Consider the following 23987-nt stretch of genomic DNA (forward strand, 5'->3'; position numbering starts at 1 on the left):
CCGTTGTGTCGCCAGGGTTACGGCTTGGTCACCAGCTCGACCGGAGTTTCGATAACGCCGTTGGCGCCGCTGTCGACTTTTTCACCCTTGAGGATCTTCAGCGCGGTCTCGATACCGAACACAGCCTGCTTGGCAGCGAACTGATCAGCAGTCGCCAGGACACGACCGTCCTTGAGCATCGGCTTGATCGCGTTGATGTTGTCGTAGCCGACCACTTGCACCTTGCCCGCCTTGCCAGCAGCGCGCACGGCCGAGACCGCGCCTACCGCCATGCTGTCGTTACCAGCCAGCAACGCCTTGATGTTCGGGTATTCGCTGAGCATCGACGAGGCAACCTGGTTGCCCTTGTTGATTTCCCAATCGCCCGATTGCAGTGAAACGACCTTGACCTGCGCCGCCTCCATCGCATCCTTGAAGCCCGCGGTGCGTGCCTGGGCATTGGTGGTGGTCGACACGCCTTCGATAATGCCGACCTCGTCACCGGCCTTGAGCTGCTTGGCCAGGTATTCCCCCACCAGGCGAGCGCCCTTGCGGTTGTCCGGACCTACGAACGGCACGTTGATGTTCTTGCTCTTGACCACTGCCGGGTCGAGCTGGTTGTCGATGTTGATCACGGTGATACCGGCGTCGACGGCTTTCTTGATCACCGGCACCATGGCCTTGGAATCGGCCGGCGCGATAATCAGCGCATCGACTTTGGACACGATCATCTGTTCGACGATGCGAATCTGATTGGCGGTGTCGGTTTCATCCTTGATCCCGTTGGAGATCAGGTCGAAATCGGCGGAGTGTTCCTTTTGATACGCCTTGGCGCCATCTTCCATGGTCAGGAAGAATTCATTGGCGAGGGACTTCATGACGAGCGCGACCTTGGGTTTTTCCGTGGTCTGGGCGAGCGCCGAGGAGAAAGGCAGCGCTGCGGATGCGGCCGCGAGCATGGCGACGGCGAGAAGGCGTCCAGCGAATGGCAGCTTCATGGGTTCACTCCGATTTTATGATTATTGTGAGCAAAATCGTCGCACGGCAATCGCGCAAACGTTTGCGTGGAATGAACTATGGTAAAGCATCGGCGTTTTGTCAACGTCCCGTTTTCATCCGGAACGTCATCGATCAAGCCGTGGTGTTGACCAGCGAACCCGAGCTGGAATCTTTCGCCAGCTCCTTGATCAAGCTACCCGTAACCTGCTGCAGCGCGCCGGTGGTGTCGGCGATCTGACCCTGGATCGACAGGATAGCAGTCGTCTTGGCATCAGGCGTCGGATAAGGACGCGCCTGTGCCGCGGCAAGCTGCTGTTGTTGCTCGCGCAGTTGCTGTTGAAGCTCCTGCATGCGCTTGAGCAATATTTTTGTGGCAATGCTTTGGTCGCTGTCGCTTTTTTCGGTCTTGCTCTCGGCTTCGGTCGCCAGATTCGCACGGACCTTGCCAGGCGCTTGCGTTTCGCCAAGGGCCTCGTCGGCTGCGTCGGCGCTCGCCTCGCTCAGGGCATTCAGCGTGGCCGCGGATTTTCCGCCAATGGTGATGGCGGCGGCATTTGGAAAGCCGATTGAAATGGACATGTCTCGCTCCGTGAAAAAATTTCCTACAAGCAAGATCGTCCGCCAGGGAATTTTCTTTAGGCCTCTGGCGGAATCTGCTGAAGACAAAGGACCTTTCTCAATAAAAAAATCCTTCTTCCTACATCAAAACGCAAAAAGTGCTGTCAGACGATTTTCTTGATTTTTAAGCAGTTGCGTAAATGCCTACAAATAAATACTGTATGCACGTACAGCTTAATAAGGATAATCCTGTGGCCACGCCCTCCGCTGCAACTACTCCCTTAGATTCCTATTCACGACTCGGTCTTCGGGTCTCGAAAATCATCAATTCCCCCTCCGCACAAAAAGCCAAGGCCGCACTGATCTTCCGCCTTCCTGATGAGCCGGTGGATGAATGGGAACGCTTGCTGGAAGAAATCGACGAGAACGACAACGTCACCCTCGCTTATCGCGACGATGGCGGCGTGCAGGTTTTCTGGGTTGTGCCGAAGGAAGATTGAGCCTGATGATCGTTCGCTGTTTAGCTTTATCGCTCGTCTTCGTTGCCATGGGCGCGCAAGCCGCTGCTCCCCGCACCTTCAACGAAGCCAAGAAAGTCGCCTGGAAACTCTACGCCCCGCAATCCACCGAGTTCTACTGCGGCTGCAAATACACCGGCAATCGGGTGAACCTGGCGGCCTGCGGTTACGTGCCGCGCAAGAACGCCAGTCGCGCCGCGCGCATCGAGTGGGAACATATTGTCCCGGCGTGGCAGATCGGCCATCAGCGTCAATGCTGGCAACAGGGCGGGCGCAAGAACTGCACGCGCTACGACCCGGTGTACCAACGGGCCGAGGCTGACCTTCACAACCTGGTGCCCAGCATTGGCGAGGTCAATGGCGACCGCAGCAATTTCAGCTTCGGCTGGTTGCCGGTGCAGAAGGGTCAGTACGGCTCATGCCTGACCCAAGTGGACTTCAAGGCCAAGAAAGTCATGCCCCGCCCTTCCATCCGGGGAATGATCGCCAGGACGTATTTCTATATGAGCAAACAGTACGGCCTGCGCCTTTCGAAACAGGACCGGAGCCTGTACGAAGCCTGGGACAAGACCTATCCCGTGCAGGCCTGGGAGCGCCAGCGCAACCAGAGCGTTGCGTGCGTGATGGGGCGCGGAAACGAATTCGTCGGCCCAGTGGACCTGAAGGCCTGCGGCTGAGCGGGCATTTTTGAACCGCACAAACCAACTGTAGGAGCGAGCTTGCTCGCGATAGCGGTGGATCCACCAACAGAGACGTTGGCTGGCATGCCCCTATCGCGAGCAAGCTCACTCCCACACGTTTTGTCCTACCCGTTTATTTGGCCGTTGGATAATCCACAACCTGAGTCTCGATGTTGCGCTTCTTGGCGCGGACCAGGGCAGCGGTGATTTGCTCCTGCTTGGCTTGAGCCTCGGCTTCGGAGCTCAACGGCCCGACCAGAACCCGATCCTTGCCATCCTCCCGGACCACAGTGGACATGAAGCTGTGCTCGATCAGCCATCCGGTGAGATCGCTGACGGCCTGGGGCGTCTCGCCGCGAACCTCGACCGCCCATTGCGGCGCCGCAGCGGCCGCCGGCGTGGAGCTCGCCACTGCTTTCGGCTTGGGTGCCTCGACGTCGCGCCCTTCCCCACATCCAGCCAGCGCCAATACCGCGATAACCCAAGCCAATTTACGCACAACGATTCCCTCGCAAGACATGAAGCGGGGATTTTAGCATCCACTCTCGCCAACAACGCCCTAAACAGTGCGCAAAACACGAGAATCCTGCCCGGCGTCTCTGTATAGTCGCACCCTGGGAATTAATGCTGCGTCTGCACGTCAGAAAGAGGCACCCACATTGTGACACTTAGCACTAATCTATAAGCAGTACCGACATCTGCACTGTCTGAATCAGGTGCCCTATAAAGCTATCAAGGAGAACACCATGCTGATACTCACCCGCAAAGTCGGTGAAAGCATAAACATTGGTGACGACATCACGATCACCATTCTGGGCGTAAGCGGCCAACAAGTCAGGATCGGCATCAACGCCCCGAAAAACGTTGCGGTGCATCGTGAAGAGATTTATCAGCGTATCCAGGCCGGCCTTACCGCCCCGGACAAGCCTCAAACGCCCTGAGCCTTGTCGCAGTCCGCAGCCAGCCCGCTTGCATCACCGCAAGGCTGGCTAAAGATGCATATCGACCGCGCCTCGCCCTGCCCCATCCGCCTTGACCTCGTCCAGCCGTGAAACCGATATTAATGGCTTGCCTCGTAGCATGGCTGTCAGACGTTTCGTTTTAATGGCGGGGAAGCAGGCGTTCGTGGCCGGTCAACCCAAGCTCACGCCGCGAGCCATCCCCGTGGCGGCAATCACCATCAGGATCAACAGCAACGCCTCCAAATGACTGATCCGTGCAAAGCGCCCCGCCCTCGATGGATCGATCGCGCCCCCTTTGCCGAGGGCTATCCGCCATTTGATCAGGGCGATCATCGGCGCGATTTCAAGCAACAGAATCGCCACGAACAGCGTCATCTTCAGGTGAAACAGCGGCTGATGCAGGTAATAGTCAGCGCCTTTTTCGTACCCGGCAAAAGCGCGCATCCCACCCGTTACCAGCAACACCAGCGCTGACAGTCCCCATACGTTGTCCGCAACCAGGACATTGCGAACCACGTCTGCGCCCCCTGCGAGGCGGCGCAATGCCGTGCCCCGGGTCAGCACCGCCCAGAACCCGAGGGCGAACGCCAGGAGATGGATGGCCGCGAGAGACCAGTGAGCGAGCATGGGAGGACTCCTGTCAGAGGATGTCGAATTGACCAGACAGTACTAGCTCATAATTAATCGATTGCTAGGGTTGGAATGCAAAAAACTGTGGGAGCGAGCTTGCTCGCGATGGGGATATATCAGCAGACAAACATGTTGCCTGACACTCCGCCATCGCGAGCAAGCTCGCTCCCACAGTGGGTATTGCGCGCCTAAGAGATCTTAGTCCGCCAATCGCCAGGTCGTCCCGCCCTTCCCGTCTTCCAGCACCACGCCCATGGCGGTGAGCTGGTCGCGGATGCGGTCGGATTCGGCCCAGTCCTTGTTGGCTCGCGCAGCCAGGCGCGCCTGGATCAACGCCTCTACCTCGGCCGCGTCCACGCGACCTTCGGCGCCGGCTTGCAGGAAGTCATCGGCTTCGAGCTGCAACACACCCAGCACACTGGCCAGTTCCTTCAAGCGTGCCGCCAGGCCCGCCGCCGCATCAACATCGCTCTCGCGCAGGCGGTTGATCTCACGCACCATCTCGAACAGCACCGCGCACGCTTCCGGCGTGCCGAAGTCGTCGTTCATCACTTCGGTGAAGCGCGCCACGAATGCTTCGCCACCGGCAGGCGGCACGCTCGGCAGGCCCTTCAACGCATGGTAGAAACGCTCCAGGGCACCCTTGGCATCCTTGAGATTATCTTCCGAATAGTTGATGGCGCTGCGGTAGTGGCTCGACACCAGCAGGTAACGCACGACTTCCGGGTGGTACTTGTCGAGCACGTCGCGGATGGTGAAGAAGTTGTTCAAGGACTTGGACATCTTCTCGCCGTTAATCCGGATCATGCCGCAATGCATCCACGCGTTGGCGTAGGTCTTGCCGGTGGCTGCTTCACTCTGGGCGATTTCGTTTTCGTGGTGCGGGAATTCCAGGTCGCTGCCGCCGCCATGAATGTCGAAGGTCTCGCCCAGGCAGCAGGTCGACATCACCGAGCACTCGATATGCCAGCCCGGACGCCCGGCGCCCCATGGCGAATCCCAACTCGGCTCACCCGGCTTGGCGCCCTTCCACAGCACGAAGTCCAGCGGGTCTTCCTTCGACTCGTCGACTTCGATACGCGCACCGATGCGCAAGTCTTCGATCTTCTTGCGCGACAGCTTGCCGTAGCCCATGAACTTGGCGACGCGGTAGTACACGTCGCCATTGCCCGGTGCATAGGCGTAGCCCTTGTCGATCAAGGTCTGGATCATCGCCAACATGCCCGGGATGTGGTCCGTGGCGCGCGGTTCCAGGTCCGGCTTCTGGATGTTGAGGCGCGCCTCGTCCTCGTGCATGGCCTTGATCATGCGCTCGGTCAACGCATCGTAAGGCTCGCCGTTTTCACGGGCACGGTTGATGATCTTGTCTTCGATGTCGGTGATGTTGCGCACGTAGGTCAGGTCATAACCGCTGAACCGCAGCCAGCGGGTCACCAGGTCGAAGGCGACCATGCTGCGGCCGTGGCCCAAGTGGCAATAGTCGTACACGGTCATGCCGCAGACGTACATGCGCACCTTGTTGCCATCCAGCGGCTTGAAGACTTCTTTGCTCTTGGTGAGCGTGTTGTAGATCGTAAGCACAGGGTTTCCCTTAAGACTTGATCACTGACCCCAGGAATCGCGCAAGGTCACGGTACGGTTGAACACCGGAGCACCGGGTTTCGAGTCCTTGATATCCGCGCAGAAGTAACCTTCGCGCTCGAACTGGAAACGGTCTTCCGGCTGTGCGTTGCCCAGCGATGGCTCGGCACGACAACCAGTGAGTACTTGCAAGGAGTCAGGGTTGATGTTGTCCAGGAAACTGGCGCTGTCTTCGGCCTTCTCCGGGTTCGGCGAACGGAACAGGCGATCGTACAGGCGCACTTCGCACTCGACGCTGGCGGCAGCCGGCACCCAGTGGATCACGCCCTTGACCTTGCGACCTTCCGGGTTCTTGCCCAGGGTGTCGGGGTCATAGGAGCAGCGCAGCTCGACAATGTTGCCGTCGGCGTCCTTGATGGCTTCGTCGGCGCGGATCACGTAGCTGCCGCGCAGGCGCACTTCGCCGGCAGGCTCCAGGCGCTTGTAGCCTTTTGGCGGCTCTTCCATGAAATCTTCACGGTCAATGTAGATTTCCCGGGCGAACGGCAGGACGCGCACGCCCATGTCTTCCTTCGGGTGGCACGGCAGCTCGAGGTTCTCGACCTGGCCTTCCGGGTAATTGGTGATGACGACTTTCAGCGGACGCAACACGCACATGGCGCGCGGCGCACTGTGGTCGAGGTCGTCGCGGATGCTGAACTCCAGCATGCCGAAGTCCACCACGCCGTCGGAGCGGTTGGTGCCGATCATCTCGCAGAAATTGCGGATCGACTTCGGTGTGTAGCCACGACGGCGGAAGCCCGACAGCGTCGACATGCGCGGGTCATCCCAACCACTGACGTGCTTCTCGTCCACCAGTTGCTTGAGTTTGCGCTTGCTGGTGATGGTGTAGTTCAGGTTCAGGCGGCTGAATTCGTACTGGCGCGGGTTGGCCGGCACCGGCAGGTGTTCCAGGAACCATTCGTACAGCGGACGGTGGCTTTCGAATTCCAGGGTGCAGATCGAGTGCGTGATGCCTTCGATGGCGTCCGACTGGCCGTGGGTGAAGTCATAGTTCGGGTAGATGCACCACTTGTCGCCCGTCTGGTGGTGATGGGCATGACGGATGCGGTACATGATCGGGTCGCGCAAGTTCATGTTCGGCGAGGCCATGTCGATCTTGGCGCGCAGCACACGGGCACCGTCCGGGAACTCACCGGCGCGCATGCGGGCGAACAGGCCCAGGTTCTCTTCCACGCTGCGATCGCGGAACGGGCTGTTCCGGCCCGGTTCGGTCAGGCTGCCACGGTATTCCTTGGCCTGCTCCGGCGTCAGGTCGCACACGTAGGCGTTGCCGGACTTGATCAGCTCGACCGCCCAATCATGCAACTGGTCGAAATACTGCGAGGCGTAGCGCACTTCGCCGGCCCATTCGAAACCCAGCCACTTGACGTCGCTCTTGATCGCGTCGATGTATTCCTGGTCTTCCTTGGCCGGGTTGGTGTCATCGAAACGCAAGTGCGTGACGCCACCGAACTCCTCGGCCAGGCCGAAGTTCACGCAGATGGATTTGGCGTGACCGATGTGCAGGTAGCCGTTGGGCTCCGGCGGGAAGCGGGTGACGATCTGCGTGTGCTTACCCGAATCCAGGTCCGCCTGGACAATCGGGCGCAGGAAATTGACCGGCACGGCCGGGCCGGTCTTGGAATTCGAGGTAGGGTCGACAGTGGGCTTGCTCATAGGATCCTTGAACGTACAAGTGCGCGGCCGGGTGCGGCCTGATAAATCAAAGCCCGTATCATAGCCGATGCTGTCAAGCACCTGACAGGCCGAGCCGGCAAACGATTGAATTTAATCGATGAGCCGATGAAAAACAGCCTCGAAATTCGTGCCCGGCACGCTAAACTGCCCAACCTGGCGATTGCGACCAGACCGGTTGCGGGCGTCCGCGCCCCCGAAACCCACGAATTCCTTGAAAGAGTAGTGATCATGACCCAAGTCAAACTGACCACCAACCATGGCGACATCGTCCTGGAATTGAACGCCGAAAAGGCTCCGATCACCGTTAAGAACTTCCTTGAGTACGTCGAGGCCGGCCATTACGAAAATACCGTTTTCCACCGTGTCATCGGCAACTTCATGATCCAGGGCGGCGGTTTCGAGCCGGGCATGAAAGAAAAGAAAGACAAGCGCCCAAGCATCCAGAACGAAGCCGACAACGGTCTTTCCAACGACAAGTACACCGTCGCCATGGCTCGCACCATGGAGCCGCATTCGGCCTCCGCGCAGTTCTTCATCAACGTTGCCGACAACAGCTTCCTCAACCACAGCGGCAAGAACGTCCAGGGCTGGGGCTACGCAGTATTCGGTAAAGTCACCGCTGGCACCGACGTGGTCGACAAGATCAAAGGCGTGTCCACCACCTCCAAGGCCGGCCACCAGGACGTGCCCGCAGAAGACGTGATCATCGAGAAAGCCGAGATCATCGAAGCGTGATATTGCTGATTTCAGATTTGCATCTGGAAGAGGAGCGCCCGGACATCACCCGGGCGTTTCTGGATTTACTCGCCACACGCGCCCGCTCGGCGCAAGCGTTGTACATCCTGGGCGACTTTTTCGAAGCCTGGATCGGCGACGATGCCATGACGCCGTTCCAGCGTTCCATCTGCCAGGCCCTGCGCGAATTGAGCGACAGCGGCACGGCCATTTTCCTCATGCACGGCAATCGCGACTTCATGCTCGGGCAGGCTTTCTGCAAAGCGGCTGGCTGTACCTTGCTCAAGGATCCGAGTGTCGTGCAGTTCAACGGTGAACCGGTATTGCTGATGCACGGCGACAGCCTCTGCACACGGGATATCGGCTACATGAAGATGCGCCGCTGGCTGCGCAACCCGGTCACGTTGTTCATCCTGCGCCACCTGCCACTGGGCAGTCGCCAGAAACTGGCGCGCAAGCTGCGCAGCGAAAGCCGCACCCAGACGCGGATGAAAGCCAACGACATCGTCGACGTCACGCCCGAAGAGATCCCGCGGATCATGCAGCAATACGGCGTGAAGACCTTGGTCCACGGCCACACCCACCGTCCCGCCATCCACAAGCTGCAACTGGGCGAACACGCAGCGAGACGCATCGTGCTGGGGGATTGGGACAAGCAAGGCTGGGCGTTGCAGGTGGATGAACAGGGGTTTGCGCTGGCGCCGTTCGGGTTTGCCCCGCCGCCACAACTGCCGGCACCCGATACAATCCCTGACTACATATAGATCCCTTGTGGGAGCGAGCTTGCTCGCGATAGCGGTGGATCAGTCAACAGTGATGTTGAACGTGAATCCGCCATCGCGAGCAAGCTCGCTCCCACAGGAGTTCATGGTTGCTTCAATGACCGCCGGCAGCAGGCCCCGCCTTCGCCGCAAACGGCGGCTTCGCCAGCCACACCAGCAAAATCAACCCCATGAACGCCCAGCCCAGCAGCGTGAAGTAGTCCACGGTGGAGAGCATGTACGCCTGGCTGGTGAGTATCTGGTCGAGCTGGGCATAGACCGGCGTGCTCGCGCCACCGAGTTGGTGGATCGTCTCGCGGGTGGCCGGCTCGAAGGTGCTGATGCTTTCGCTCAGGTACGCATGGTGCTGGTCGGCGCGGCGGATCCAGATCCAGGTGGTCAGCGACGCGGCGAAGCTGCCGCCCAGGGTTCGCAGGAACGTCGCCAGCCCCGCGCCATCGGCGATCTGGTGCGGCGGCAGGTCCGACATCAGGATGCTCAGGGTCGGCATGAAGAACAGCGCCACGCCGATGCCCATGAACAACTGCACCAGGGCGATGTGCTGGAAATCCACCTCGTTGGTGAACCCGGCGCGCATGAAGCAGCTCAGGCCGATCGCCAGGAACGCCAGCCCGGCCAACAGGCGCAGGTCGAACTTGTGGGCGTACTTGCCGACGAAGGGCGACATCAACACCGGCAGGATGCCGATGGGCGCCACCGCCAGGCCGGCCCAGGTGGCCGTGTAGCCCATCTGGGTCTGCAACCATTGCGGCAGGATCAGGTTGATCCCGAAGAACCCGGCGTAACCGCCCACCAGCACAATGGTGCCGATGCGAAAGTTGCGATAGGCAAACAGCCGCAGGTTGACCACCGGATGTCCGTCGGTCATTTCCCAGATCACGAATACCGCCAAGGCAACGACTGAAATCAGCGCGCCAATGATGATGAAGTTCGATTCGAACCAATCCAGGTCATTGCCCTTGTCGAGGATCACCTGCAACGCACCGACCCCGATGATCAGCGTGATCAAGCCGACATAGTCCATCGGCTGGCGACTGGTGACTACGGGCCGCGCCTTGAGCTGCTGGCGCACGACCATCACCGCGAAAATGCCGATGGGCACGTTGATGAAAAAAATCCACGGCCAGCTATAGCTGTCGGTGATCCAGCCGCCGAGGATCGGCCCGGCAATCGGCGCCACCACCGTAACCATCGCCAGCAACGCCAGGGCCATGCCGCGCCTGGCCGGCGGGTACACGGCAATCAACAGGGTCTGGGTCATCGGATACAACGGCCCGGCGACCAGCCCCTGGAGTACACGGAAGCCGATCAGCTCTGGCATGGAGGTGGATATCCCGCACAGGAACGAGGCCAGGACGAACAGCATCGTCGCCCACAAAAACAGCTTCACCTCGCCAAAGCGACGGCTCAGCCATCCGGTCAGCGGCAGCGCGATGGCGTTGCTCACGGCGAACGAGGTGATCACCCAAGTACCCTGCTCCGAGCTGACGCCCAGGTTGCCGGAAATAGTCGGCAAGGCGACGTTGGCGATGGTGGTGTCGAGCACCTGCATGAACGTCGCCAGCGACAAGCCAATGGTGCTGAGCAACAGGCTGGGCGGCGTGAAGGACGCGTTATTGCTCATTGCGAGAGTCCTATGAAACGGAGGTAGTGAACTACTGGCGCCCCGATGAAATGGAATTACGCCCTGTGGCGAGGGGATTTATCCCCGCTGGGCTGCGTAGCAGCCCCTGTTTGATTAGATGAGTGAGTCCCTGATACACCGGGTCGCAGTTTTAGGGCCGCTGCGCAGCCCAGCGGGGATAAATCCCCTCGCCACAGAGGCCGGTAGCGCTGCCTCAGCGCTGCGCGGTATTGCTCGTCGCCGCGCTGTTTTCATGAATCAACCGAGTGATCATCGCGTCGGCATCGGCCAGCTGACGGTCATAGACCTGGGTGCTGAACGAGGCTTTTTGCGGTGGCTGCTGGGCCAGTACCGGGCCGCTCTGGTCATGCAGGTTGACGTTGACCTGAGTCGACAGGCCGACCCGCAGCGGATGCTTGGTCAGCTCCTCGGCATTGATATGAATGCGCACTGGCACCCGCTGGACGATCTTGATCCAGTTACCGGTGGCGTTCTGCGCGGGCAGCAAGGCAAATGCGCTGCCGGTGCCGGCGCCCAGGCTGTCGACCGTGCCGCTGTATTTCACGTCGCTGCCATACAGGTCAGTCTCGATGTCCACCGGCTGGCCGATGCGCATGTCGCGCAGTTGGGTTTCCTTGAAGTTGGCGTCGATCCACAACTGATCCAGCGGGATCACCGCCATCAACGCCGTGCCCGGCTGCACTCGCTGCCCCAGCTGTACGGTGCGCTTGGCAACATAACCGGTCACCGGCGCGATCAAGGTACTGCGCGCGTTGGACAGATAGGCCTGGCGCAGTTGCGCAGCCGCCGCTTGCACGTCGGGGTGGGACGACACCACCGTGTCATCCACCAACGCGCTGGTGGTCTTGAGCTGTTGCCGGGCGTTGGCCAAGGCGTTCTGCGCCGAGGTCAGGTCGTCCCGTGCGTGGGACAGTTCTTCCTGGGAAATCGCTCCGCCGGCCGCGAGGTTCTTGCGTCGGCTGTAGTTTTCCTGGGCCTTCTGCACTTCGGCCTCTTGCGCATGCACCTGCGCCTTCATGCCATCGACATTGCTGTACAAGCCGCGCACCTGGCGCACGGTACGGGCCAGGTTGGCCTGGGCACTTTGCAGCGCGACTTCGGCATCGTTCGGGTCGAATTGCACCAGCACCTGGCCTTCGCGCACCAGGTCACCGTCATCGGCGCCAATGCTCACCACCGTGCCGGTGACTTGCGGGGTGATTTCCACCACATTGCCGTTGACGTAGGCGTCGTCGGTGCTTTCGTTCCAGCGACCATACAGTTCGTGCCAGGCCCAGACACCCACGCCGGCGAGAATGACGAGCAGGGCCAGGGCCAGCAACATCACCTTGCGCTTGCGCGGATTGCTGCCGTCCTGTGGGGTTTGTTGAGTTGTTTCGGCAGTTGCCATGACAAATACCTCGAATCAGTGAGTTGGCGCGGTGGCGGCCGGTGTGGCCGAAGCTACGGTCCGGGTCTCGAAACCACCGCCCAGGGCCTGCATCAGTTGGATCGACAGGTCGATCTGCTCGGCATTGAGGGTCGCCAGTTGGCGTTGGGCCTGGAGCAGTTGCTGCTCGATGCTCAGCACATCCAGGTAATTGCCGATGCCGGAGCCATAGCGCTGGACCACGGTGTCGTAAGAGCTTTGCGCGATATCCACGGCATGTTGCTGGGCGCCGATCTGCCGACCGATGTCACGCAACTGGTTGATGGTGTCGCTGACATCGCCAAGGGCCGCGACCAGGCTCTTGTTGTATTGCGCCACCGCCAGGTCGTAGTCGGCGTCCCGGGCATCGAGATCGGCCCGCAGGCGTCCGCCGTCGAAAATCGGCAGCGACACCGTCGGTGCCACATTGAAGAAACGGCTGGCCGAGCCGAACATCGCGTCACCCAACAGCGATTGCACTCCCGCCGCCGCGCTCAAGTTGAGGTTGGGGTAGAAATTGGTCTTGCCGGCTTCGATGTTCTTGCTCGCCGCCTCGACCCGCCACCGCGCCGCGACCAGGTCCGGACGACGGCCCAGCAATTCGGCCGGCAGATTCGACGGTAACGCCACGGCGCTGGCCTGCAGCACGTTGGGCCGGGCGATTTCGTTGCCACGGTCCGGCCCTTTGCCCAGCAGCACCGCCAAGGCGATCTTGGCGCTTTGCAAACGTTTCTCCGCGTCGATCAACGTTGCATCGGCGCTCGCTTCCAGGCTTTCGGTCTGCTGGAACTGATACTGGCTGTCGATCCCGGCGCCGAGGCGACGCTTGCCCAGGTCCAGCATCTGCCGCGTGCGCTTGAGGTCTTCGTTGGCCAAGTCATGAATGATATGGGCCTGGCCCAGGTCGCTGTAGGCCCGGGCCACATCGGCAGCCAGGGTCAGTTGCGCGGCCTGGCGGTCGATCTCGGCGGCGCGGGCCTGACCGAGGGCGGCTTCCCAGGCGGCGCGCTGGCCGCCCCAGAGGTCGAAGTTGTAATTGAAATCCACGCTCAGCGAACGCAACGTGCTGTAGGCCCCACCCTGCCCTTGCGGATCCTGGTCGCGAGCCAGGCGCGAACGGCTGACGCTGCCGCTGGCATCCAGGGTTGGCAGGCGTGCGGCGTTGGCGGCATAGGCGGCGGCACTGGCCTGGTGAACCCGGGCGCTGGCGATCTGCATGTCCGGGCTGTCGTGCAGCGCTTCGCGGATCAGGCTATCGAGTTGTGGGTCGCCGAGGCTTTTCCACCAGTCGCTTTTCGGCCACGAGGCCGGCGACAGCTTGACGCCAGTCAGGGACTGTCCCGCCTGGAGGCTCTTGGCTTCGAGGCTGACCCCTTCGGTCTTCAGGCCGCTGTAGCTGGCACAACCGGCGAGGCTCATGGCCAGCAGCACCAGGCCCAAGCGGGTACGCAAGGTTTGACGCTTCATTTTTCCCCCAATCGCAAGACGGTGATGGGGTCACCGGCGGCGAGCAGTATTTTCTTGAGGATGTCTTCGAGGGTTTGCAGCTCCTCGCGGCTGATGGCACTGGCCAGTTGATTCATCGCATCGGCACCGATGAACGGCAGGCGATCGGCAAGGGCCTGGCCGGCTTCGGTCAGCACCAATTGCACTTGGCGCCGGTCCTCTGCCGAGCGTTGGCGAACCAGGAAGCCCTTCTGCTCCAGGCGATCGAGCATCCGTGTCATCGAGCCGCTGTCCAGGGAGAGGTAGCGGCACAGTTCGACCGGCGTGTCGATGCCGTGCTGGGCCATGATGATCAACACCTTGAACTGCGCGGCAGTGATGCCGACGGGCTCCATGTGAGTGTCGATGATCCGATCCTTGAGCAGCGCGGCACGGCCGAGCAGCATGCCGAGTTGGCAATTGTGGAAATCGCCTGGGGTGAAATGCTTCATCTGGATACCGTTGTCGGAAGACGTTTTGCTGCCTAGGCAGTGAATGTATGTCGAGATATTACTGCTTAGGCAGCAAATGTCAAACAAATAGTTAGTTAGCTACGTATGACGCTGGAAGAAAATCGGTGACCCAATGTGGGAGCGAGTTTGCTCGCGATAGCGGTGTATCAGTCAACGAAGATGCTGAATCTGATGGCGCTATCGCGAGCAAGCTCGCTCCCACAAGGGGATTTTGTTTTCTGGGAAGGGATCAGAAATCGCGCTTGTAGAAGATATCCAGCGAACTGGCGACGCCGCTGGCGGCTTCGAGGTAGACCTTCTTGCTCAGCTTGTAGCGCAACGCGATGGTATTGGCCGGTTCGAACACGCCCACGCCATAGCGCAGGCTGAGTTTTTCCGACAGGTTGCCACTGGCGACCACGCTGGTGTCGTTGCCGCTGCCCTGGGTGTCGAGCTGGAAATCTTCGATACCCAGGTTGTTGGCCAGGCTGGTGGTCACACCGGCGCTGCCCATCAAGCCCAGGCCCAGCGCGGCCTGGGCGAGCATGTTGTTGTCCTCGCCGGTGGTGCTCAACGGCCGGCCCAGCACCAGGTAGGACAACGCCTGCTCCTGGCTCATGGCCGGCTCGGAGAAGATCTGCGTGGTCGGCTGCTCGGCGCTGCCACTCAAGCGAATACCGGCGATCACATCGTCGGTCTGGCGGATCGCTTCAATGTCCAGGTAAGGCTGGTCGATCGGCCCGGCAAACAACAATCGCGCCCGGCGTACCGTCAGGCGTTGTCCGTAGGCCCGGTATTTTCCGTCGTTGAGCCAGAGCTCGCCGCGCGTATCCATGTTGTCGCCGATGTGGACCTGGCCTTGGACGTTGGCCGTCAGGCCAAAACCCGAGAAGGCGAGTTTTTCCTGGCCGACGATGACATCGATGTCCATCGCCATCGCAATCGGTGCCTTGCCCTCTTCAGTCTGGTGGCCGACGATCACCGTGTCATCCGATACCTTGACCGTGGACGGCGGCAGCTCGCGAACGGTGATCTCGCCCTTGGGCACCAGGACCTTGCCGGCAATCGAAAGTCGTTCGCCCTGCATCGTGATGTTCAGGTTCGGCGCCACGTCCAGCACCGCGTAGGGTTCGACAGTGACCGGCAGTTGCGAGCCCTTGAGAGCCAGGTCCATGGTCAGGGCCTCGCCCCAGCCAATGCTTCCGGTCAGGCTGCCCTGCCCGCTCTTGCCACTTTTCCAGGCGCCATCGAGCCTTACCGTATCACCGGCGATCATGGCCCGCAGTTGCAGGGCTTCGAGGCTGATCGGCAGTTCCGGGCCGGACATTTCGCCGTCGCTGAGCACCAGGTTGCCGTTGACCTGGGGCGCGAGCAATCCACCGGACAGCGTGCCACTGCCGTTCAAATGACCGGTCAGGGTTTCCACCATCGGCACGAACGGCCGGGCCACCGACAGGTCCAGACCATTGAGTCGGAAGGAGCCGCTCAAAGGCTTGCTGGCCGGCAACGGGTTGATCCGTGCCTGGAGCGTCAGCTCACCCAGCCTCGCGCCGATGAAATTGATATCGGTATCGATGCGCGTCGGCGTCAGGCGGCTGCTGAGCGTCAGGGTCTGGTAGGGGAAATCCAGCCATTGCCCCTTGTCCTGCTCCTTATCTCGAATCCGCAAAGTACCGCCGCTGGCATCCACCAACACGCGGCCGTTCGGGCCGCTGGCCGGCAGGTCCAGTTGCAGGTCGGCGTTGAGCTGTCCGCGCCAGCCAAAATCCTTGGGCATCCACTGGGCCAGGCTTTCGATGGGGAATTGCTTGAGGTGATAACGCAGCTTTGGCTCCGGCATCAATCGCTGATCTTCCCCGCAGAGGCTGGCCTGGCCGGATCGCCAGCAGTGGGCACCGAAGTTCAGCGTGCCGTTGGCCAGGCGCTCAAGCTTCGCTGGTGCCTGCAAGCGCCAGGTCTGCCCGCCGACCTGCACGTCGCCGCTGGCGAGGCGTCCGCGCCAGTTGCCTTGGTCGAGCGAACCGTCGAGGGCCAAGGTGGTTTCCAACCGCGGCCCCTGCAAGTCGAGGTTGAGCCTCTGTTGCTTGATGTCGCCCTGGCCGCTGACCGTCAACACGCCCAGCGATGTTTCGCCGGCCCGGATGCCGCTCGCCTTCAAGTCGACCTTGCCCCGCTGCGCACTGTCGAGCGTCGCGTCCAGGTTCAGGCTTTGCAAGCGGTTGTCCTGGAAGGCCAGTTGCGTACCTTGCAAGTCGAGCTTGCCTTGCGGTGCCTTCAGCGTCCCGGCGAGATCGACGCGGCCGGTGATTTGGCCGCGCAATTGCGGCCAGAGCTGGGCCAGGCGCAAGAGCTTGATATCGATCTGCCCTGTCAGTTTCTGCTGCAGGCTGCCCGTGCCGTTGATGCGGTTGTCGCCCAGACGAATATCCAGCGCGCCGAGATTCCATTGTTCGCCAGCCCCGCTGGCCTTGGCCTGGAACAGCGCCGGCTGGCCGCGCAGCTTGCCCTTGAGGTCCAGGTCCGCGTCGAGCTCGAGGCGCTCGTTTTTCATCGTTCCCTTGCTGCGCAACGGCCCGGCCAGGGTGCCGGGCAACTCGCCGAGCCAATACGCCGGGTTGATGGCCGACAATTGCAGCGCCGTATCCCAGGCAACGCCGTCGGCAAATTGCAGGCTCAAGTGCCCTTCGGCCTTGCCCTGCCCGGCGGCGAGCTTGAGCTGTGGCAAATGGATCTGCGTAAGGTCGCCGCTGAACGGGCTGTCCAGGCTGAACGCCCCGGCCGGACCGTCCAACGCCGCGTGGAAGTTGCCGAGGTATTTGCCATCGGTGTACGAGACCTCGCCATTGAAACTGCGCAGCGTGACCTGCGGTTCGTCTATCAGCGGATAGAGGCGATGCCAGGGAAAATCCAGCCAGGCGACTTTCGCTTCGGCACTCAGGCCTTCGCGCCAATCCAACTGCCCGCTGAGCTTGAGGCTTTGCTGCTCGCCCGCCTCCAGATCGAGGCCGGCGATCTGCGCACCGTTGGCGTCCACCTTGCCGCTGAGTTGCAACGCCACCGGGCCCTTCTCGGCAGGAAGACTCGCTTTGCCGAGCAGTTGGTAGCCATTTTTCAGGTTGCCTTCGCCGGTCAGCTCCAACTGATTAAGCAGCAGTGTGTCCGGCAAATCGGCGCTGGCCCTGAAGCCGTCGGCGGTGATGCGCACCTTGGCCGGCAGGTTGTCCGCCAGCGGTTGCAGCTCGCCACTCAGGTGGCCTTGCAGATAACCGCTGCTGTCGGCAGTGAGATTGAGCGTCTGGAGCAGATCGCCATCGACTTTCAGATCCAACGCCCAAGGCGTCGCGCCCGGTGCCGGCAGCGTCAGTTGCCCCGCAGCACTCAGCGGCCAGTCCCCTCGCGGCTGCAACAGGCCGGACAGCTTCAGGCTCAGTTCGTCGCGCTGGAGCTGCACCGAGTCGATCTGCAAACCTTCTGCAGTCCAGTGCGCCGCCAGTTGCAAACCCTTGAGCTGCTCCGTGCCGTTGAACGACAGGCTGCCCACCTGGACGTCGCCCAGCTCGATCGCCAGTGGCAAATCCAGGTCCGGCAGGCTGATCGGAGCGCTGCTCGGCTCATCGGAAGAGGCCGGCAGTTGCAAGGCGATGTTGTCGGCCTTGAGCTGATCGATGCACAAGGTCATGCGCAACAGGCACGACGGCGACCAGGCGAATATCGGCTGATTAAGTTCCACCCGACTGGCGTCCTGCTGCCACAGCACCCGGTCAGCACTCCATTGGCCGCCCAACCGCCCCTGGTAATTCTCCACCGTCAGACCCGGCACCAGGCCGAGGGCCCAGCGGCTGCCAAACGTCGTACCCAACAGGATGCTCAAGACCAATGCAATGGCCACCAGCAGCCCGCCGAGCGTGAGCGAGGTTGCTTTCAAACTGCGATTCACAACTCAGGCCCCATGGAAAAGTGCAATCGAATGCCGCCGTCGTCGTCCAGGGCATGGGCCAGGTCGAGGCGGATCGGGCCGACCGGCGACACCCAGCGCACGCCGACACCCACGCCGGTCTTGAGGCTTGGCAAATCGAGATTATTGAAAGAGTTGCCCTGGTCAACGAAGGTTGCGACGCGCCATTTTTCCGCGACCGAATATTGATACTCGACGCTGCCGGCCACCATGTAGCGGCCGCCGATGCGATCGCCGTCGGAGTTTTCCGGCGACAGGCTCTGGTAGTCGTAGCCGCGTACGCTCTGATCGCCGCCGGCAAAAAAACGCAGGGATGGCGGGATCGATTTGTAGCCATTGGTAGCGCTGCCGCCGATCTGGGCGCGGGCCAGGAAACGATGCTTGTCGAACACAGTGGTCAAACCCTTGACCATGGCGGTGCCATACAAAAGGTTGTTGTCCGAACCCAACCCTTCCTTGGCGACCTTGGTGTCGAATTGCAGGCGATAGCCATGGTGCGGGTCGATACGGTTATCGCTGCGCAGGTACGAATAGCTGACGCCCGGCATCAGCAACGTACTCAGGCCCGAATCGTCGCCAAGACGGTATTCCTCGCGCTGCCACTTGAGCGACACCACACGCTGCCAGCCGCTGGGCAACTTGCTGTGCCATTCGGGCCCCACGGTCAGCAGTTTGCTGAGGGTGTCGGTGCCGGCCAGCTCTTCATATTGATAACCGCCGGCGTAGCGCAGCTTATCGGTCAACGGCGGGTCCAGCGGCACGTCGTACCAGAGGCCGATGTTTTGCCGGGGCGCCGAGACTTCCGCCTCCCAACCGTAGCTGTGCCCTTGCGGATTGACCCAGTGACGCGTCCAGTTGGCCTTGGCCCGTGGCCCTACGTCGGTGGAAAAACCCAGCCCCAGGCCCATAGTGCGTGGCTTGCGCGTGTCGAGCCTGACCGCGACCGGAATGATATTGTCGGTGGCCGCGGTGGGTGCCGCATCGACCCGGACGCCCTCGAAATAGCCGCTCGATTGCAAGGCCTGGTTGAGTTCGGCAATGAGCTCGGAATCGTAGGGCGCGCCGGCCTTGAACGGCACCATGCGTCGCAGCAGGTCCTCGTCGAAAGGAGTGTCGCCTTCGAAACTGACCGGGCCCAGGGCGTAGCGCGGCCCGCTGTCGTAGATCAACTCGATGTCGGCAATGCCGGCCTGCGGGTCTACGCGCAACGTCTGGCTGACGAACCGCCCACTGAAAAAACCATAGCGCGAGGCCTGGTTCAGGATCGTTCGCTTGGCATCTTCATAGCGACCATGATTGAGCACCGCACCTGGCTTGAGGCTCGCATTGTCTGGTATGCGGAAACCCTTGAGCGACGCCGCCGGACCTTCGATGCGGATCTTCACATTGCGCAAGTGCACCGGCTCGCCGGGGTCGATGGACAGGATCAGGCGCGGCGTCTTGCCCGTCGTGACCTCGCTGTCGATCTGCGGCTGGTAATAGCCCAGCGCCTGGGCCGCTTTGCGCGCCTGCTCCTCGGCGCCGCGACTGAAACGCAGCAACGCCTCTTCGTCACGATCGCCCACACCACCGATGTAGCCTTCTACGTTGGCCTTGAGTTCGTCATTGGAGGGTTTGACCCGCACATCCAATTCACTTTGTGCCAGCGCCACGCAGCTGAGGGACAGCAAGAGCGCGCCACCGGTCATTCGTCCTGGGAAATTCATGGCGCGGATGCTATCACGAGGTTGGGAGCCTGATAGAGCCAGACGATTCCCAAAAGTTCGTCTGACTAAGCCGTCGCGCTCTGCAGGACCTGCGGGTTCGCATGAAAGAAAACATGCTCGCGGATCGGTCCTACCGCTATTTCGCCAATTTCCTCATAACCCTGGCGTTTATAAAATTCGAGATAACGGGGATTTCCAGTGTCCAGCACCACGCCTTGGGAATGCTCGTCCACGGCACACCAGTTGTGCACCGCCTCGAGCAACTGTTCGCCGTAGTGTTTGCCCTGGAATTGCGGATGAACACCCAGCAACGGCAACACATGCACCGCGTCCGAAGGCAGGCAGGCCAGCACGGCGGCGTGATAGTCCAGGTACCGTCGGGTACAGCGGAACCCCGTGCTCAAGACCATGCGCAGGCGCCAGGCCCAACTCTCGGTGATACCCAGACGCCGCTGCGGCGGGGCGATCAGGGCGATGCCTATCAGGCGGTCGTTGACCAGCAGGCCAATGGCCGGCAGGTCCTGGAGGAAATGCTGCTTGACCAGTTCACGCACGGTCGCCCGCACCCGCTGTTCATAGCCGGGACGCTCGGACTCGAACAGGTAGCTGAAGGTCGGCTCGTGGCGATAGGCCTGGTAGAGCAACGAACGGGCTTCGCGGGAATAGCCGCTGTCGAGCATATGGATATCAGCAGTGGCGGTTTCAGGCATGGCGTTGCGTCTCCTGGGCGGGCTCGATGAGGCCTGCTCTTATTGACTACGAACCCGATAGGGCTGCGATCGTTCCTACATGCCAAGGACATTAGCAGTGCATTTGTCCTACTGCCACGCTAGCCCCGTTCCCACATGTCAGCTAGCATCGCAGTTTTGCTAGGACAGCCGACCATGAAGATCGTCTCCTTCAACATCAACGGCCTGCGAGCCCGTCCCCATCAGTTGGCGGCACTGATCGACAAGCACCAGCCGGACGTGATCGGGTTGCAGGAAACCAAGGTCCACGACGAACAGTTCCCGCTGGCCGAGGTGCAAGCCCTGGGTTATCACGTGCATTACCACGGGCAGAAAGGCCACTACGGTGTCGCCCTCCTCTCGCGCCAAGCGCCGTTGACCTTGCACAAAGGCTTCGAGACTGACGATGAAGATGCCCAGCGGCGTTTCATCTGGGGCACGTTTGCCGATGCCAACGGTGTGCCGGTGACCATCATGAATGGTTATTTCCCCCAAGGTGAAAGCCGCGATCACCCCACCAAATTCCCGGCCAAAGAGCGCTTCTACAGCGACCTGCAGCAATTGCTGGAAACCCGCTTCAGCAACGACCAGCCGGTCGTGGTGATGGGCGACGTGAACATTTCCCCGGAAGACTGTGACATCGGCATCGGCCCGGACAACATGAAGCGCTGGCTGAAGACCGGTAAATGCAGCTTCCTGCCGGAAGAGCGCGAGTGGATGGCGCGCCTGAAGAATTGGGGCCTGGTGGACAGCTTCCGCCACCTGAACCCAGACGTCACCGACCGCTTCAGCTGGTTCGACTACCGCAGCCGCGGTTTCGAAGACGAACCCAAGCGCGGGCTGCGCATCGACCTGATCCTGGCGTCCCACGGCCTGCTGCCACGGGTCAAGGACGCTGGCGTGGACTATGAACTGCGGGGCATGGAAAAGCCGTCGGACCATGCGCCGATCTGGTTGGAACTGAGCTGAATCCCAGCCTTCAGATTCTCTGTAAGAGATCCCTGTGGGAGCAAGCTCGCTCGCGATAGCGGTTTATCTGCCACATCAATACTGACTGTGCTGCCGTCATCGCGAGCAAGCTCGCTCCCACACTTGATCGCGCCGGTCATTCGTTTTTCGTCGCACCCCTGTCATCTTTCAGTAACGCGACTGACTTAATCTTCCGGCACTTCCCAAGGTCAGAAGGTGCCGGCATGCGGCTCAGCGTTGTGTTTTTCCTCGGCTTCTGGCTGCCGTGCGGCGCATGGGCGGACCGCTTGCCCATTCCCGAACACGGCCCTGCCCTGCGCCTCCAGGGCTCCAACACCATTGGCGCGGCGTTGGGGCCGGCCCTGGTCCGCGGACTGATGGAGAACCAGGGATTGCTCAAGGTCAGCGCCGAAATCACCGGCCGCGACAACGAGCAACGCATCGTCGGGCAGACCGCCGAAGGCCAGCGAGTCACAGTCGACATCGCCGCCCACGGCTCCAGCACCGGATTCACTGCGCTCAAGCAAGCCAACGCCGACCTGGCCGCCTCTTCCCGGCCGATCAAGGAAAGTGAACTGAAGGACCTGGCGGCCCTCGGCGATCTGAAAAGCCCGACATCCGAACAGGTCATCGCCATCGACGGCCTGGCGATTATTCTTCACCCACAAAACCCATTACGGCAGCTCGACACCGTGCAACTGGCACGCATCTTCAGCGGCGAGGCAAAAACCTGGGAAGCGGTGGGTGGCGTCGGCGGGGCGATTCATCTATACGCCCGGGACGAGCAGTCCGGTACGTATGACACCTTCAAGGAATTGGTACTCAACCGACAGGGAAAAAAGCTGGATCCTACGGCCAGACGCTTCGAATCCAGTGATCAACTGTCGGATGCCGTCAGCCAAGACCCACAAGGCATCGGTTTCATCGGTCTACCCTACGTGCGCCAGGCGAAACCTCTGGCGATTGTCGATGGCGATTCCCAACCCATGTTGCCGCTGAACAACCTGATCGCCACCGAGGACTATCCCCTTTCCCGGCGTTTGTTCTTCTATTTACCGCCCTTGCAGACCAATCCGTGGGCCGAGGCGCTGGTGGACTTCACCCAAAGTGAACAGGGCCAGGCTATCGTCGCGGCCAACGGCTTCATCGCCCAGACAGTCCAGGCGATGTCGGTCACCCCCAACGCCTTGATGCCCGAGGGTTATCAGGCCCTAAGCCGTCATGCCCAGCGCCTGACCGTGAATTTTCGTTTCGAAGAAGGCAGCGCCAATCTCGACAACAAGGCCCATCAAGACCTCGGTCGGGTGCTCGACTACATCAAGCAGCATGGCAAAACCGATCGGCGTGTGACCCTGGTGGGTTTCGGTGACGCCAAGGACGATCCAGCGCGCGCCGACCTGCTGTCCAAACTGCGGGCAATGGCGGTGCGGCGTGAATTGGTCAAATTCGGCGTGGCGTTGCGTGAGGTGCGCGGTTTCGGCGCGTTGATGCCGGTGGCGGCCAATAGTGAAGATGAAGGACGGGTTCGCAATCGGCGGGTGGAGGTTTGGGTGTATTAGAAAGCTTCGCAATCCAAAGCGAAGCCAGTCATGTGGCGAGGGGATTTATCCCCGCTGGGCTGCGCAGCAGCCCTAAAACAGTGAACACAATCTTTCTGACATACCGAGTTGGCTGGTTTGGGGGCCGCTGCGCAGCCCAACGGGGATAAATCCCCTCGCCACGAAAGCTCTGATGTTTATGTCGATAATCTTGGCGTAGGAAGGAACGCCCTCTTCTTGCGCCATTGCCTACAACTACGCCAGAATCCGCCGGCTTGTGCGCCTCGAGGGTGGGCTTTACTGTTGCTCGGTCGCTGAAAATCAGCGATCGGGTTTGGTAGCCCGGGCTTTCGGTGCATAGCGTCACCTCTCGCAAGTGCAGAAATGCGCTTCGCTTTATGGTGGCCCTGCGCAGGGTCTCTTCGGAGACGCCGGCTCCGATGCCCGGTCTACCAACCTTCGTATGGCCACCACCCTCCGTTTGGTAGCGAGAGGGTAATGGCTCCATCAAACGCATCGGAGTTTCATCATGTTCAAAGCAACCCCAAATCCGCCGGACAACGATCCAGCCGACTCAGCAGCGCTCGACAAAGCGGCAGCAGACCGCGCCCTCGATTACTACCTGAAACCCAAATCCAGCACACCGAAAACCGATCCAGGCCAGCTCTTCACCCTCATCAACGGCATCACCACCGAAGCCCTCCTCGCCAACCTCAGCGAAACCCTGGCCTCGGCCAACGCCATGATCAATGACCTGGCCTTCGACCTGGACGGCTCACGCCGGCACGTCGCCCTGGGCATCCTGCAACTGGTCGAACTGAGCGGACTGCTGGCGAATCGCGCGCTGGATAACGTCGAAGCCCGTCCCTCGACATAACGCATCCCTGTGGGAGCGAGCTTGCTCGCGAAGGCGGTATGTCAGTCAACACTTGATCGA

The 23987-nt window shown here is 61.0% G+C and carries 21 protein-coding genes; 8 read left to right on the forward strand and 13 right to left on the reverse strand.

All coding sequences use genetic code 11. From position 1 onward, the window contains the following. Positions 1 to 17 precede the first annotated feature (17 nt). Together JMN22_RS12165 and JMN22_RS12170 are read right to left on the reverse strand one after the other, a co-directional pair. On the reverse strand, positions 18 to 977 hold the full coding sequence (locus JMN22_RS12165) for a sugar ABC transporter substrate-binding protein (RefSeq protein ID WP_030142121.1): 960 nt from the start codon (positions 975 to 977) through the stop codon (positions 18 to 20). Between the two features lie 133 nt (positions 978 to 1110). Then, complete coding sequence (locus JMN22_RS12170; protein ID WP_198796072.1) at positions 1111 to 1557, reverse strand: hypothetical protein; 447 nt, start codon at positions 1555 to 1557, stop codon at positions 1111 to 1113. Between the two features lie 179 nt (positions 1558 to 1736). Here JMN22_RS12170 and JMN22_RS12175 point away from each other — a divergent pair, with 179 nt between their 5' ends. Both JMN22_RS12175 and JMN22_RS12180 read left to right on the forward strand, forming a co-directional pair. Beyond that, positions 1737 to 2036, forward strand: a complete 300-nt coding sequence (locus tag JMN22_RS12175) for a DUF1654 domain-containing protein (RefSeq protein ID WP_198796012.1) — start codon at positions 1737 to 1739, stop codon at positions 2034 to 2036. 5 nt (positions 2037 to 2041) lie between these two features. After that, positions 2042 to 2731: an endonuclease gene (locus JMN22_RS12180; protein WP_030142118.1), complete on the forward strand. Its 690-nt coding sequence runs from the start codon at positions 2042 to 2044 to the stop codon at positions 2729 to 2731. A gap of 136 nt (positions 2732 to 2867) precedes the next feature. Here JMN22_RS12180 and JMN22_RS12185 read toward each other — a convergent pair whose 3' ends face one another. Continuing rightward, complete coding sequence (locus tag JMN22_RS12185; protein WP_198796011.1) at positions 2868 to 3233, reverse strand: SPOR domain-containing protein; 366 nt, start codon at positions 3231 to 3233, stop codon at positions 2868 to 2870. A gap of 247 nt (positions 3234 to 3480) precedes the next feature. Here JMN22_RS12185 and csrA point away from each other — a divergent pair, with 247 nt between their 5' ends. Further along, on the forward strand, positions 3481 to 3675 hold the full coding sequence (csrA, locus tag JMN22_RS12190) for a carbon storage regulator CsrA (protein WP_003179932.1): 195 nt from the start codon (positions 3481 to 3483) through the stop codon (positions 3673 to 3675). Positions 3676 to 3867: 192 nt separating this feature from the next. On the opposite strand, the gene JMN22_RS12195 is transcribed toward csrA, so the two are convergent. The 3 genes from JMN22_RS12195 to JMN22_RS12205 form a co-directional block, all read right to left on the reverse strand. Continuing rightward, complete coding sequence (locus tag JMN22_RS12195) at positions 3868 to 4323, reverse strand: DUF2214 family protein (RefSeq protein ID WP_198796010.1); 456 nt, start codon at positions 4321 to 4323, stop codon at positions 3868 to 3870. Positions 4324 to 4524: 201 nt separating this feature from the next. After that, positions 4525 to 5907, reverse strand: coding sequence for a cysteine--tRNA ligase (cysS, locus tag JMN22_RS12200; protein WP_198796009.1), 1383 nt, complete (start codon positions 5905 to 5907; stop codon positions 4525 to 4527). Between the two features lie 21 nt (positions 5908 to 5928). Beyond that, the gene (locus JMN22_RS12205; protein WP_198796008.1) at positions 5929 to 7626 is read right to left on the reverse strand and encodes a glutamine--tRNA ligase/YqeY domain fusion protein; all 1698 of its coding nucleotides are present in this window, start codon (positions 7624 to 7626) and stop codon (positions 5929 to 5931) included. Positions 7627 to 7875: 249 nt separating this feature from the next. Between JMN22_RS12205 and JMN22_RS12210 the strand changes: the two genes are divergently transcribed. Beyond that, positions 7876 to 8382: a peptidylprolyl isomerase gene (locus tag JMN22_RS12210; RefSeq protein WP_198796007.1), complete on the forward strand. Its 507-nt coding sequence runs from the start codon at positions 7876 to 7878 to the stop codon at positions 8380 to 8382. Beyond that, complete coding sequence (locus tag JMN22_RS12215) at positions 8379 to 9146, forward strand: UDP-2,3-diacylglucosamine diphosphatase (protein WP_198796006.1); 768 nt, start codon at positions 8379 to 8381, stop codon at positions 9144 to 9146. Before JMN22_RS12210 ends, JMN22_RS12215 begins: the two co-directional genes overlap by 4 nt. Positions 9147 to 9258: 112 nt before the next feature. On the opposite strand, the gene JMN22_RS12220 is transcribed toward JMN22_RS12215, so the two are convergent. The 7 genes from JMN22_RS12220 to JMN22_RS12250 form a co-directional block, all read right to left on the reverse strand. Next, positions 9259 to 10788, reverse strand: coding sequence for a DHA2 family efflux MFS transporter permease subunit (locus JMN22_RS12220; protein ID WP_198796005.1), 1530 nt, complete (start codon positions 10786 to 10788; stop codon positions 9259 to 9261). Between the two features lie 214 nt (positions 10789 to 11002). Next, positions 11003 to 12199 carry an HlyD family efflux transporter periplasmic adaptor subunit gene (locus JMN22_RS12225; protein ID WP_198796004.1) on the reverse strand — a complete coding sequence of 399 codons (1197 nt, stop codon included), beginning with the start codon at positions 12197 to 12199 and terminating at the stop codon, positions 11003 to 11005. 15 nt (positions 12200 to 12214) lie between these two features. Further along, positions 12215 to 13684: an efflux transporter outer membrane subunit gene (locus tag JMN22_RS12230; protein ID WP_030142109.1), complete on the reverse strand. Its 1470-nt coding sequence runs from the start codon at positions 13682 to 13684 to the stop codon at positions 12215 to 12217. Then, the gene (locus JMN22_RS12235; protein ID WP_198796003.1) at positions 13681 to 14154 is read right to left on the reverse strand and encodes a MarR family winged helix-turn-helix transcriptional regulator; all 474 of its coding nucleotides are present in this window, start codon (positions 14152 to 14154) and stop codon (positions 13681 to 13683) included. The genes JMN22_RS12230 and JMN22_RS12235 overlap by 4 nt, the downstream gene beginning before the upstream one ends. 250 nt (positions 14155 to 14404) lie before the next feature. Then, the gene (locus JMN22_RS12240; RefSeq protein WP_198796002.1) at positions 14405 to 18091 is read right to left on the reverse strand and encodes a translocation/assembly module TamB domain-containing protein; all 3687 of its coding nucleotides are present in this window, start codon (positions 18089 to 18091) and stop codon (positions 14405 to 14407) included. Further along, on the reverse strand, positions 18088 to 19815 hold the full coding sequence (locus JMN22_RS12245; RefSeq protein WP_198796001.1) for an autotransporter assembly complex protein TamA: 1728 nt from the start codon (positions 19813 to 19815) through the stop codon (positions 18088 to 18090). Before JMN22_RS12245 ends, JMN22_RS12240 begins: the two co-directional genes overlap by 4 nt. A gap of 65 nt (positions 19816 to 19880) precedes the next feature. Next, complete coding sequence (locus JMN22_RS12250) at positions 19881 to 20525, reverse strand: GNAT family N-acetyltransferase (protein ID WP_030142105.1); 645 nt, start codon at positions 20523 to 20525, stop codon at positions 19881 to 19883. Positions 20526 to 20699: 174 nt separating this feature from the next. Here JMN22_RS12250 and xthA point away from each other — a divergent pair, with 174 nt between their 5' ends. From xthA to JMN22_RS12265, 3 genes are all read left to right on the forward strand, one after another. Next, positions 20700 to 21512 carry an exodeoxyribonuclease III gene (xthA, locus tag JMN22_RS12255; RefSeq protein ID WP_030142104.1) on the forward strand — a complete coding sequence of 271 codons (813 nt, stop codon included), beginning with the start codon at positions 20700 to 20702 and terminating at the stop codon, positions 21510 to 21512. 224 nt (positions 21513 to 21736) lie between these two features. Next, the gene (locus tag JMN22_RS12260; RefSeq protein WP_198796000.1) at positions 21737 to 23071 is read left to right on the forward strand and encodes a substrate-binding domain-containing protein; all 1335 of its coding nucleotides are present in this window, start codon (positions 21737 to 21739) and stop codon (positions 23069 to 23071) included. 508 nt (positions 23072 to 23579) lie between these two features. Further along, entirely contained in the window at positions 23580 to 23927 is a 348-nt protein-coding gene (locus JMN22_RS12265) for a DUF6124 family protein (protein ID WP_030142101.1), read from the forward strand. The last annotated feature ends 60 nt before the right edge of the window (positions 23928 to 23987 follow it).

It is taken from the genome of Pseudomonas sp. HB05 (genome assembly GCF_016756915.1).
In the GTDB taxonomy this organism is placed as follows: domain Bacteria; phylum Pseudomonadota; class Gammaproteobacteria; order Pseudomonadales; family Pseudomonadaceae; genus Aquipseudomonas; species Aquipseudomonas alvandae.

Excerpts from the sequence above, each read along its gene's own strand:
- JMN22_RS12225 (WP_198796004.1), bottom strand. The coding sequence starts at position 12,199 with ATGGCAACTGCCGAAACAACTCAACAAACCCCACAGGACGGCAGCAAT.
- csrA (WP_003179932.1), top strand. The coding sequence starts at position 3,481 with ATGCTGATACTCACCCGCAAAGTCGGTGAAAGCATAAACATTGGTGAC.
- JMN22_RS12170 (WP_198796072.1), bottom strand. The coding sequence starts at position 1,557 with ATGTCCATTTCAATCGGCTTTCCAAATGCCGCCGCCATCACCATTGGC.
- JMN22_RS12230 (WP_030142109.1), bottom strand. The coding sequence starts at position 13,684 with ATGAAGCGTCAAACCTTGCGTACCCGCTTGGGCCTGGTGCTGCTGGCC.
- JMN22_RS12245 (WP_198796001.1), bottom strand. The coding sequence starts at position 19,815 with ATGAATTTCCCAGGACGAATGACCGGTGGCGCGCTCTTGCTGTCCCTC.
- JMN22_RS12180 (WP_030142118.1), top strand. The coding sequence starts at position 2,042 with ATGATCGTTCGCTGTTTAGCTTTATCGCTCGTCTTCGTTGCCATGGGC.
- JMN22_RS12195 (WP_198796010.1), bottom strand. The coding sequence starts at position 4,323 with ATGCTCGCTCACTGGTCTCTCGCGGCCATCCATCTCCTGGCGTTCGCC.
- JMN22_RS12210 (WP_198796007.1), top strand. The coding sequence starts at position 7,876 with ATGACCCAAGTCAAACTGACCACCAACCATGGCGACATCGTCCTGGAA.
- JMN22_RS12205 (WP_198796008.1), bottom strand. The coding sequence starts at position 7,626 with ATGAGCAAGCCCACTGTCGACCCTACCTCGAATTCCAAGACCGGCCCG.
- JMN22_RS12165 (WP_030142121.1), bottom strand. The coding sequence starts at position 977 with ATGAAGCTGCCATTCGCTGGACGCCTTCTCGCCGTCGCCATGCTCGCG.
- JMN22_RS12235 (WP_198796003.1), bottom strand. The coding sequence starts at position 14,154 with ATGAAGCATTTCACCCCAGGCGATTTCCACAATTGCCAACTCGGCATG.
- JMN22_RS12220 (WP_198796005.1), bottom strand. The coding sequence starts at position 10,788 with ATGAGCAATAACGCGTCCTTCACGCCGCCCAGCCTGTTGCTCAGCACC.
- JMN22_RS12175 (WP_198796012.1), top strand. The coding sequence starts at position 1,737 with ATGCCTACAAATAAATACTGTATGCACGTACAGCTTAATAAGGATAAT.
- JMN22_RS12265 (WP_030142101.1), top strand. The coding sequence starts at position 23,580 with ATGTTCAAAGCAACCCCAAATCCGCCGGACAACGATCCAGCCGACTCA.
- JMN22_RS12260 (WP_198796000.1), top strand. The coding sequence starts at position 21,737 with ATGCGGCTCAGCGTTGTGTTTTTCCTCGGCTTCTGGCTGCCGTGCGGC.
- xthA (WP_030142104.1), top strand. The coding sequence starts at position 20,700 with ATGAAGATCGTCTCCTTCAACATCAACGGCCTGCGAGCCCGTCCCCAT.
- JMN22_RS12250 (WP_030142105.1), bottom strand. The coding sequence starts at position 20,525 with ATGCCTGAAACCGCCACTGCTGATATCCATATGCTCGACAGCGGCTAT.